At 61.1% G+C, this 10,065-nt stretch carries 5 protein-coding genes and 6 pseudogenes; 8 read left to right on the forward strand and 3 right to left on the reverse strand.

Annotated elements, in window-relative coordinates; translation table 11 throughout:
- The 3 pseudogenes from ACZIRK_RS43680 to ACZIRK_RS43690 form a co-directional block, all read left to right on the forward strand.
- Positions 1 to 125 (forward strand): annotated as a pseudogene (locus ACZIRK_RS43680) (IS630 family transposase); the annotation flags it as partial.
- Positions 126 to 246: 121 nt separating this feature from the next.
- Positions 247 to 1,003: pseudogene (gene istA / locus ACZIRK_RS43685) on the forward strand (IS21 family transposase); the annotation flags it as partial.
- Positions 996 to 1,538, forward strand: a pseudogene (locus ACZIRK_RS43690) (ISNCY family transposase); the annotation flags it as partial. The pseudogenes istA and ACZIRK_RS43690, both read left to right, overlap by 8 nt.
- Positions 1,539 to 2,223: 685 nt before the next feature.
- Here ACZIRK_RS43690 and ACZIRK_RS43695 read toward each other — a convergent pair.
- Together ACZIRK_RS43695 and ACZIRK_RS43700 are read right to left on the reverse strand one after the other, a co-directional pair.
- Positions 2,224 to 2,571 carry an HVO_A0114 family putative DNA-binding protein gene (locus ACZIRK_RS43695; RefSeq protein WP_130231812.1) on the reverse strand — a complete coding sequence of 116 codons (348 nt, stop codon included), beginning with the start codon at positions 2,569 to 2,571 and terminating at the stop codon, positions 2,224 to 2,226.
- A gap of 3 nt (positions 2,572 to 2,574) precedes the next feature.
- On the reverse strand, positions 2,575 to 2,853 hold the full coding sequence (locus tag ACZIRK_RS43700) for a toxin-antitoxin system TumE family protein (RefSeq protein WP_130231810.1): 279 nt from the start codon (positions 2,851 to 2,853) through the stop codon (positions 2,575 to 2,577).
- Between the two features lie 605 nt (positions 2,854 to 3,458).
- Here ACZIRK_RS43700 and ACZIRK_RS43705 point away from each other — a divergent pair.
- Together ACZIRK_RS43705 and tnpB are read left to right on the forward strand one after the other, a co-directional pair.
- Positions 3,459 to 3,833 carry a transposase gene (locus ACZIRK_RS43705; RefSeq protein WP_474419679.1) on the forward strand — a complete coding sequence of 125 codons (375 nt, stop codon included), beginning with the start codon at positions 3,459 to 3,461 and terminating at the stop codon, positions 3,831 to 3,833.
- Between the two features lie 45 nt (positions 3,834 to 3,878).
- Positions 3,879 to 4,028 (forward strand): annotated as a pseudogene (tnpB, locus tag ACZIRK_RS43710) (IS66 family insertion sequence element accessory protein TnpB); the annotation flags it as partial.
- 87 nt (positions 4,029 to 4,115) lie between these two features.
- Here the strand turns inward: tnpB and ACZIRK_RS43715 are convergent.
- Positions 4,116 to 5,946: pseudogene (locus tag ACZIRK_RS43715) on the reverse strand (recombinase family protein).
- Positions 5,947 to 6,450: 504 nt separating this feature from the next.
- Between ACZIRK_RS43715 and tnpC the strand changes: the two are divergent.
- The 3 genes and pseudogenes from tnpC to ACZIRK_RS43730 all read left to right on the forward strand — a co-directional run.
- Positions 6,451 to 8,010, forward strand: coding sequence for an IS66 family transposase (gene tnpC / locus ACZIRK_RS43720; RefSeq protein ID WP_130231592.1), 1,560 nt, complete (start codon positions 6,451 to 6,453; stop codon positions 8,008 to 8,010).
- A 29-nt stretch (positions 8,011 to 8,039) separates the two neighbouring features.
- On the forward strand, positions 8,040 to 8,630 hold the full coding sequence (locus ACZIRK_RS43725; RefSeq protein WP_463703230.1) for a UPF0149 family protein: 591 nt from the start codon (positions 8,040 to 8,042) through the stop codon (positions 8,628 to 8,630).
- A 455-nt stretch (positions 8,631 to 9,085) separates the two neighbouring features.
- Positions 9,086 to 9,855 (forward strand): annotated as a pseudogene (locus ACZIRK_RS43730) (IS630 family transposase); the annotation flags it as partial.
- Positions 9,856 to 10,065: the final 210 nt, after the last annotated feature.

A 10,065-nucleotide genomic window follows, 5' to 3' on the forward strand; every position in this document is an offset into this window, starting at 1 on the left:
CCGATGTTGTCGGCCTCTATGTCGCCCCGCCGGCGAAGCCCATTGTGCTGTGCGTGGACGAGAAGCCCTCGATCCAGGCCTTGGAGCGAACGCAGGGTTATCTGAAGTTGCCCAATGGCCGCGCCTTTCAGAGGATCGTGAGCAGGGATTTCGCGGGATCGTGAGCAGCTTTTCAGTGGCTCAGTCCGCTTCGGCCGATAACTCAGCCGGCTTAGGAACTGCCTCGTCAGTGAACGAGGAAGGCCGATGCCCACCCAGAGATTGTCGATGCGCCGGATCAAAGAGGTTCTCCGCTTAAAACATGTTCAAGGCTTGCCGGAGCGAGCCATCGCGCGCACCCTGGGCATCAGCAACGGTGCCATGCACAGCTATCTGCGCCGCGCCGGAGCCGCCGGGCTGAACTGGCCACTGCCGGCCGGAATGACCGACGAGGACCTGGAACTGCTGCTTTTTCCTGCGCCGAAGCCGGCGTCGCAGAGCCTCCAGCGGCCTATTCCCGACTGGGGTTATGTCGACAAGGAGCTGCGCCGGCGCAACGTGACCCGTCGGCTGCTGTGGGACGAGTATCGCGCCACTCATCCCGATGGATTCGGCTACACATGGTTCTGCACGACCTACGAGGCCGGGAAGGGGCGTGCCCGGCCTTCGATGCGGCAGACCCATCTGGGCGGCGAGAAGGCTTTCGTGGATTTCGCCGGCGACACCATCGACGTCATCGACCCCTCAAACGGGGAAGTGCAGTCGATGAAGCTGTTCGTCGCGGCGATGGGCGCCTCCAACTATACCTACGCCGAGGCCTGCCCAAGCGAGGGGCTCGCCGACTGGATCCGCCTCCACATCAACCTTTTCGCCTTCCTCGGCGGCGCGCCGACATTCGTGGTCTGCGACAATCTCAAGGCCGCCGTCACCAATCCCGACCGCCACGATCCCGGCCTCAACCGAACCTATGCCGAGATGGCGAGCCATTACGGCACGGCCATTCTCGCAGCCCGGCCGTGGAGCGCGCCAATGGCACGCTGCAGGATCGACTGGTCAAGGAGATGCGGCTTGCAGGACTCTCGACGATGGAGGCCGGCAATGCGTTTCTGCCGCCGTTCATGGAGGATTACAATCGACGGTTTGCCAAGGCACCCTTCAACGACAAGGATGTGCATCGGCTGTTGGCCGAGCACGACGACGTTGATGACGCTTTTGCCTGGAAGGAAGAGCGCACTGTTTCGCACAGCCTGACCCTGCAATACGACAAGGTTGCTCTTCATTCTCGAGCCGACCGAGATCACCCGGCCGCTCGCTCGCCAACGGGTCATGGTGTTTGATTATCCGGACGGTCGCCTGGCGATCAAACATAACGGTCGCGAGTTGCCCTACCGCACCTTCGACAAGCTGCAGCAGGTCGACCAGGCCGCCATTGTCGAGAGCAAGCGGCTGGGGCCTGTGCTGGCTTACATTGCCGAGCAGCAGAAGCTGCTGGATACCAATCGCAGCAGAAAGCCCCGCGCCGGCGGGGCCAGGGCAAAAGCATGTTCAAGGCCGGTTGAGAGCCCTGGGCGGCCGCCCGATCAAGTCGTCCCTATCAAGGTATTGTCATACGGGCGCCCGCCACTTCGCAATCCCGGCCAGCTCCGCGCCGTGCGCCCTCCTCGCCGTACCAGCTGGTGACATTTCTAACGAGCACAAACTGCGACTTGTCTATCGGGTTCCAACAGCTTACTTCCGCCGGTGGTAGAAGAGAGCAATCTCCCTCTATTTCGGGTCCGGGATAGCTTGGGCTATTTCGTCGGCCGTGAAGAATCTCTCAAGCGGTTGAGCCGGAGGAGCGGACCGCCCTGCCTCGGCCAAGAAGCCAAATTCAGGTCCACTAGGCATCGTCGCGTGAACTTGGTCTCTGCCGCCGTTTCCCGAAACTTCCGCCTTGACCGGGTCTCCCGCAGGAGCCGGTGAATCTTTCGGAAGCTTGAGGAAACGCAGGACGCAGGGTAGCGATACGGCTGCAGTCGAGTGCGACCCTAAAGACATTCACATGTGCCCCTCCTATGGCTCGCGGAGGATGCGAGTCAGCAGCTGGAGCTCAGATAAACCGCGGCTCTCAATGGCGTGGGGCAGCCCGTTGCGGCAAGACTTGTTCTTGATTGCACGTTCCGAGTCATTGACGAATCTCTACAGTCCCGCGCGATTTTGTCTTATTGCGCTGTTTCAATCTTACGATTGACGCGGGCGGGGACGTCACGCCGCCATCACGTCGAACTCGACATGAACGCGGTCATAGGGAAATTCCACGCCCCCACTTTCCGTCCGCTCCAAAATCCCCGCGCCCAGCAGCAGCGTCACGTCGGAGTGGACCCCCTTGAAGTCGCGGTCGACCCGACGCGCGACTTCCCGGATTGTCAGCGGGCCGGCTCCGGTCATAACTCGCACGATCTCCATGCGTTTGGGCGCCAGCACCCGCCAAAGGTCGCTGACGCTCTCGAATGAAATTCGGTCGTCGCCAGCCTTACGCTGCCCGTGCGCAGTCGCCAGGATGCGGCGCGTCAGGTCGCTTTGTGTCTCGACGCCCAGGATAACCGTCCGCATGTTCTATCTCCGTTTATTCACGTCACGCCAAAAATCCGCCAGCAGCCGCTCCAGCCCACGAAACGCATAAGAGCTTTCCTTGCCATCCAGGTGGCGATGATCGCCCTTGCCGCGCTCATTGTCGTAACGCACGCGGCAGACGCCGTTCACCACATAGGCGAGCCGGTATTTGTAGCTATGCGGACTGCCCGAGACGGGCTCGGGAACTTCCCACACAACCAGCTCGGCAAATCCGGGGCTGACGACAAGCCGGGTTCGCGTGATTTTACGGGCTTTGGCCATTGATGGAAGTTGTTACGTCAAGATGAGCGTGATGTCAATGAATACATCAACACCAACAATTACGATGGATTTGTTTTACTCATAGGTCAGAAATATAGGCGACATCTGGATGCTTGAAGCAGGAACGCACCAAAGCTGGTCTGTTGCCGATGTCGGCGAGCTGGGCGCGGACTCGATCCGCCTTCTTGTGCGCGGGTCGCCATCATGCGGATTTCTTCCAGGGTTCGATGGTCAAGTTGTCGGCCGTCGCGTTTCATGCCGATAGCATACCAACGCCGCAACAATGTCGCCTATATTTCTGACCTGAGTAAGAGTGGAGGCGTCGCCCTTGGTGGTCATGTTGACCATCGAGCACTATCCTTGCTTCCGCATCGGGCGCTTCATCGCCTCATCGGGTCCGGCGGTGCCATTTCGTGGCGAGTGGGCACTCCCAAACAACGCATCGAGCTGTCTGCTGAGCCAGGCTTCCAGCACTTGGACCTCAGCGTCGGAAAACGCGAAGGGCGCCGTCGATCTCGAATTCAACGTAAGCGCTAAGCCGATACCCAGGGTTCGGGGTTAGATTAGATGTGCGAAGAAGCGTCCGGATTGAACGGAGGTTTGGGATGGGATTGGACGGCAAAAAGGACGTCCATTTGGACAGCTCGTCAGTTGGGGCGGTCAGCCGGCTTGAGGTGCTTGAAGGCCCCTCCGGGCGTGGTGTGCGTTCGGAGGCCGAGCGGGCTCGGATCGTCGCGGAAAGTCTGCTGCCCGGTGCTCAGGTGTCTGAGGTGGCGCGCAGGCACGGGGCGACGCGTTGGCAGATTTACGATTGGCGACGACGCTTTCGCCGGCGAGGCGTATTGCCGTCGTGCGAGGCTTCGCAGCCGCCGTTCGCGCCGCTGGTCGTGGAGGAGCCGTTAGAGGAGCGTCACGTTCCGGCTGTCAAACTCGAGATTGCGATTGGCGACGTCGTCGTGCGGGACGGACGTGGCCATTAACGGTGAGCAACTGGCTCGGTTGATCCGCGCGGTGCGAGCGTCACGATGATCGCGCCCGGTGCTGATCTGAAGATTTACATCGCGACGCGGCCGATTGACTTCCGCTGCGGCCATGATGGGCTGGCTGCGAAGGTACAGCAGATGCTCCGTCTCGACCCGTTTAGCGGCGCAGCCTTCGTGTTCCGATCGAAACGAGCACAGCTCGTTTCATTGTACCTCCCTTTGTCAGAGTCCGGGCAGGCGGATCATTCTATCGTATTGATAATCAATGTAGTTTTTCGGTCAACGTTCGATCACGTGCTGCACCGCTACGCGTACGGCTTCCGAACTCAGCGCCTCGACAGGAACCAACCATTGCGAGCCCTTGATTGCTTGTGTTGCCGGCAAGACGCCCTTCAGCACCAAGCTCTTTGCTGATCCGACGCAAATTCCAAAGTGTGCCGCAACCTTCGCAAGGCTGATCATTTTGCCGTCGGATGATGCGGGATCGTAGTCCGGCAAGCCCAGGCGTTCGCGCATTTCCCGCACGCGAACAGTCGTCCAGGTCTCGCCGTCGCCGGTCTTACAGCGCATCCGATTGAGCGACGCGGCGAGCTCTCGATCAGGCCAATGACCTGCGAGTGTGCGAAGTGCGTCAACGGCAGTGGGTGCCGTATCCCCGGATATCGGCCTGTCTTAACGCGAGCAACACGAACCTCCGTGTGCCGGCCACCGGTCCAATGGATGAGCAGAACCGCCTCATTGGTGTTCTCATCGAGATCGCAAACAATCTCTCGGACCACGATGTGAACCAGCCGCTGCTTGGTTCGTGTGTCCGTGGACGGTGCATTCCAAACCCGCGGCAGATCATGCGCAAGTTGCAGTAGCAGGGCGCGGTCGATCCTTGGACTTTCCGACGATGCAGCGCGCAGCTCCTTGATCCCCCGCTCAAGCTCGGCAACCCGCTCCAATGCGCCATTCCAGCGCGCCTCGAGTTCGCGGGCAACGTGGCGCTTCGCCGGATCCACAAGCTCATATCGGCGTGCAGCAAGAGATGCTTCGTAGCGTGCGACTTCAAGCTCCCGTTCGACGGCGGCGATGATCTCCGTTCTTGATCGCTCGATCTGGTCGGACGCCAATATCGCTGCTTCGACAGCCCGATCGGAGACAGCCTCAAGGATTTGCAGCGCGACCGCACGATCGACCCGCACTCCACCAATGCCGATACATAAGCCTGCTCCGACATGGGCATCATCGCCGCGGCATTGATAACGATGGGCATTCCCTTTGGCCTGGCCATAGACTACACGCATCATCCGCCCGCAACGTCCGCACCGCATCAAGCCGGTCAGCAGTGCGCGTCCCCCGCGCGCCGATTTACGCGAGCAATTCTTCTTCATGTGGGCGTTTTCCAGCAGCAGCTTCTGATTGTCTTCGTACTCCTGCCAACCGATATAACCGGGATGATTGTCCCGCAGCAGAACATTCCAATCCTCCCGCGGCTTTTTGAACCCGCTGACCTTGCGAGCGCGACCGTCCACGATCCGTGTCTTCTGGGCGATTCGGCCAAACGCATAGGCGCCAGCATAGAGCGGATTGTGCAAGATCTGCATCACCGTGTGATAAGGCCGGCGCCTTCCAGCCGAGCTTGCAGATTTGAACGTTCCTCAGGACCACAGGCATTTTGATGTCGGCGGCCCGCAGCCAAAGAAAGACCTGCCGGGCGCTGCCGAGCTCGCGGAACTTGGTGAAGACCAGTCGAGACACCATCGCGGTCGGCGATCAGACAGCCACGCAGACCACAGATATCCAGGAGCGGATACCAGTCGGTACAATTGCGCGCCAAGCGAGTCACGTCGATCGACAGGATGAGCCCCACTTCACTCAGGCCAACACGGCCAACGAGTTCTTTGAAGCCGTTACGATGCGCTGCAGACGCGCCGCTCAACCCGAGATCGGCGTCAATCACGTCGATGGCAGCCTCACGCCATCCGAGTTCGCGGGCGCGCTTGCGAAGCGCGTATGGAAGGCGCAGGCTCTCCTGATTGCTTACGACCTGGTGGGGCGTCGACTGCCGGATGTAGACTACGGCTTTGCGCGCCAAGTGGCTTGAAGTGACCAACTCGGACTTCATGAGGGATCTCCGCCAAAATCGCGGCGACGTCTTCGACGATCTGGCGTCGGAGCGCGGGCGTCAGCGTCGACCAAAGATCGGCTGGATCCATGCTCATGTGCGTCGGGACAATCCGCTATCGATAGAAGCTCGAGTAGAGCCTCCATGCTCAGCTTAATCTGATTTGCTCCTTGTCCATAATATTCGATTGCGGTTGCCTGAATCAGGAGACTGCTTCCCGTGCGAAACTCGACTTCATACGAAGCGGGAATGCCTCGGCCTCGCTGGCCGATCTTCCTGATCACTCGAAATGAGCGGCCGTACAAAGGATGGTGGGGGTCCCGAACTTCGACCACCTCCGGAAATGATTCGTCAGACTCACTATTGGGGACATTCCTCAATCCCCTCGCTCGACGGACTTGAGTGGACGCGTGTCTCACCCAAGCCTGTGAAGCAGCCGGCCGTTGTTGGCTGAGAGGTGAGGATTTCGCTGGAGCATGGAGCGGGCGCATGTATCGTTCGATCATGGCGATTCGCCCCGATGCTCTCCCGACCGATCCGGCGGCTCTGACCGAGATGGTGCTCGCGCTTGACGTCGAGAACGAGAAGCTGCGCGTGGCGATGCAGACGCTCAAGGAGATGATCTTCGGGAAGCGCTCGGAGCGGCTTGCCACGCTCGTGGCCGAGCAACTCGCGCTTGAGCTTGACGACCTTGAGACCGGTGCCACCCCGCCTGCGACTGCCAACGACGATGCGCCTGCGGCGAAGCCGTCTGATAAGCTACGCCAGAAGGCGCGCCGCAACATCGGCGCGCTGCCCAAGCACCTGCTGCGCTGTGAGCAGGTGCTGGAGCCGGAGGCGACCGCCTGCCCGTGCTGCCAGGGCCAGCTCCACAAGATCGGCGAGGACGTCAGCGAGGTGCTGGACGTGATCCCGGCGATCCTGCGTGTGCTGCGGACGATCCGTCCCAAATACACCTGCCGCGGCTGCGCCGATGGCGTGGTCCAGGTGAAGGCGTTGCCACGCCTGATCGAGAGCGGCATGGCCTCGACCGCGCTCGTGACTCACGTGGTGGTCTCGAAGTTCGCCTGGTATTTGCCGCTGTACCGGCAGGTGCAGATTTTGGCCGGCCAGGGCGTCCATCTTGACCGGTCGACGCTTGCCGGCTGGGTGAAGCGTGCGGCCTGGTGGCTCAAGAGCCTCTATGAGCTCCAGCTGCGCACAATCCAGGCCGCGCCGCGCGTGTTCTGCGACGAGACCCCGATGCCGGTGCTCGATCCCGGACGACATCGCACTCGCATCTGCCAGTTCTGGGCGCATGCCATGGATGACCGGCCATGGGGTGGCCCTTCGCCGCCGGCGGTCGCCTACGTGTTCGCCGACGGCCGCGGCACCGAGGAGATCGCCGGACAATTGACGGGTTTTTCCGGCATTCTGCAGGTGGACGGTTATGCCGCCTACAAGGCGCTCGCCTGCGACCATGGCGGCGCGATCCAGCTCGCCTTTTGTCTCGCCCATGCCAGACGCAAATTCGTCGAGGTGTTCAAAACGACGCAGTCGCCGTTTGCGCGCGAGGTGATCGAACGCCTGCGGGCGGTCTATGCGATCGAAGCGGAGATCCGCGGCAACAGTGCGGAGCAGCGGCTGGCCACCCGCCGCACCAGGAGCGCAGCGTTGATGGCGGCGCTCAAGGCGCGACTGACCGAGATCGTGGGCCAGCTCTTCTCCCAGTCGAAGCTGGCAGAGGCGATCAACTATGCGCTCAATCACTGGGATGGCCTGACGCTGTTTCTCCGCGACGGCCGCGTCGAGGTCGATTCCAACACGGTCGAGCGTTCCATGCGCCCGATTGCCATGGGAAGACGCAACTCGTTGTTCAGCGGCAGCGAGGGCGGCGCCGAGAGCTGGGCGATCCTGGCGTCGCTCGTGAACACGGCAAAGCTCCATGAACTCGATCCGCAGGCCTACCTGGCCGACGTGCTGGAGCGCATCGTGTCCGGGCGAACCAAGAGCCATCAGCTGCACGAGCTGCTCGCCTGGAACTGGAAGGCGGCGCGCCAGCGCACCGCACAGGCCGCGGCATGAGCCCGCGTCGTCATAAAGCAGCGTCGTCGATGGCGGCAGCCGCGATGCCACTTGAGGAGCTCGAGCGATGGCTCCAGGCTCGCGTTGATCGGCATTCTGTCGCCACCAGCATTCCCACGCTCGATGGCTACGTCGCCGCGATCGTGACCGGACCGGTGTCGATGAGCCCACTCGACTGGATCTGCCCGCTGCTCGCCATCGATGCCGATGCTTTCAACCACGGCGGCACCCCGGAGTTCGCGGCGATTTCCGCCGTCGCGCTGCATCATAACGAGATCAGCCAGACCCTTTCGACCACGCCTCGCCAGTTCGCGCCGATGCACCGGCGTGAAGTCAATGGCGATATCGATCCGCGTCCCTGGTGCCGGGGCTTCTATGTCGCGATGCGGCTCAGGCTGTCGGCGTGGGCGCCGTTGCTGGACGCCAGCAACGTCAATCACGGCCTGCTGCTACCCGTCCTGCTGCACTGTCGCGACGATCAGGGCCGTCCGCTGCTCGGACCGCCGCGAAGCGGCCGCGAGACCGAGGACTTTCTCCGCAAGGCCCACCTCGATATTCCAGCGGCCGTCGAGGCGCTGCGCCAATACTGGATGCCGATCCGCTACGCACGCGCCCGCTGATCACTGCGGAACGTGGGAGCTCATACCGGTTACGCTCAAGTCGGCGCGGACCTGACAGGCTTACGACACGCCAGCCCGTCTGAGCGAGCTTCGCTGTGGCATTTTTCAAGGTTGGGCATGCACGAGTACGCGCATTCCGGCTGGCGTCCTTTTTACCATTCGCGTTCCGGAAAGAGCGCTTCAGGTTCGAACGGACGCGTTGTTCGGTACCGACCAGGCTTATCTGGAGAGCATGAGACCGCAGCATTCTTCGCCGCTCATGCGTTCGACTACTAGCGCATGTACCGGATCGGAGTCGGCTGTTTTGCGGAAGCGTATTGGGAGGACGGGGGCCCAACGCGAGAGAGCTGCGTTCTGACGGTACGCTTTTGCCTGACCAAAGTGCATTCCATTCTCGGGCATGCACGGCTCGTCCAGGAGTTCCGGGAGCCGGCAGGGATCATCATCCACCAGGACTGGAGAGAATTGACCGACAACGGCATCGTCGCCGCAAACGTGTTGCCAGATCGTTGTCTAAGCGATGTCGCGCGATCCCGGATGCGCGGGGGATACCGAGTAAATGAATGACCGCTTAGCCACGAACATACCATTGGTAAATGGCGCCGTCGATGTTTGAAGGATCGCTGTGATGGTCTTCTTGACGAGATCCGCCCTGGCCGCCCTCGGCCATCAAGGACGCCCAGGTTGCTGCGTTATCGAGCGGACATTGCGTTCGATGCTGGCCGATGCGTTGCACTGTTCGATCCGCTCAATGGCCGCGGAGACCGGCTTCTCTCGCTTTACTATCCACCGAATGTGGATGGCGTTCTGCCTTCACCACACCGGAGCCAGCCATTTGAGCTGCCGGGCGATCCGGTGTTCGTCGACAATGTGGGCGATATTGATATGTCCCCGCTGAGCCGAGCCCTGTCCTCAGCATCGATGAGTAAAGCCAGATCAAAACAGTTGATCGCGAGCAGCCAATCTTGCCGATGATGCCTGGGGTGCCCGGAACGTCGCACGCAGAGCTATCTGCGGCATGGTAAGACCGCGCCGCTTGCAGCACATGATGTTGCGTCAGGGGTCGTTATGCAAATGCTACAAGCGCCATCCCCAGTCGAGTTCCTGAGTTCCTCAAAAAGATCGACAGTCAAGTCTCTCAAGGGCTCGATGTTCACATCGTCATGCACAACTACGCCACCGCAAGACACCCAAGATCAAAGCGTGGCTCGCTCGACACCCCGCATGATTATGTCCGCTTACAACTTCCACGTCGTGGATCATTCAGGTCGAGCGCGGGTGTCATTCGGCGTGCAAAACTGGCTCTGGCGTATTGCCTCATCTGAGGATGTTACTTTCGCTTGACGGACGTAGCGCCGACTGTCGGCCGGTCTGAGGTTGCGTCATTGCTCGCAGGATCGGAGGGACTGGGGACGTCGCGGAGTGCCCATCACAC

Source organism: Bradyrhizobium sp. Leo114 (assembly GCF_055229415.2).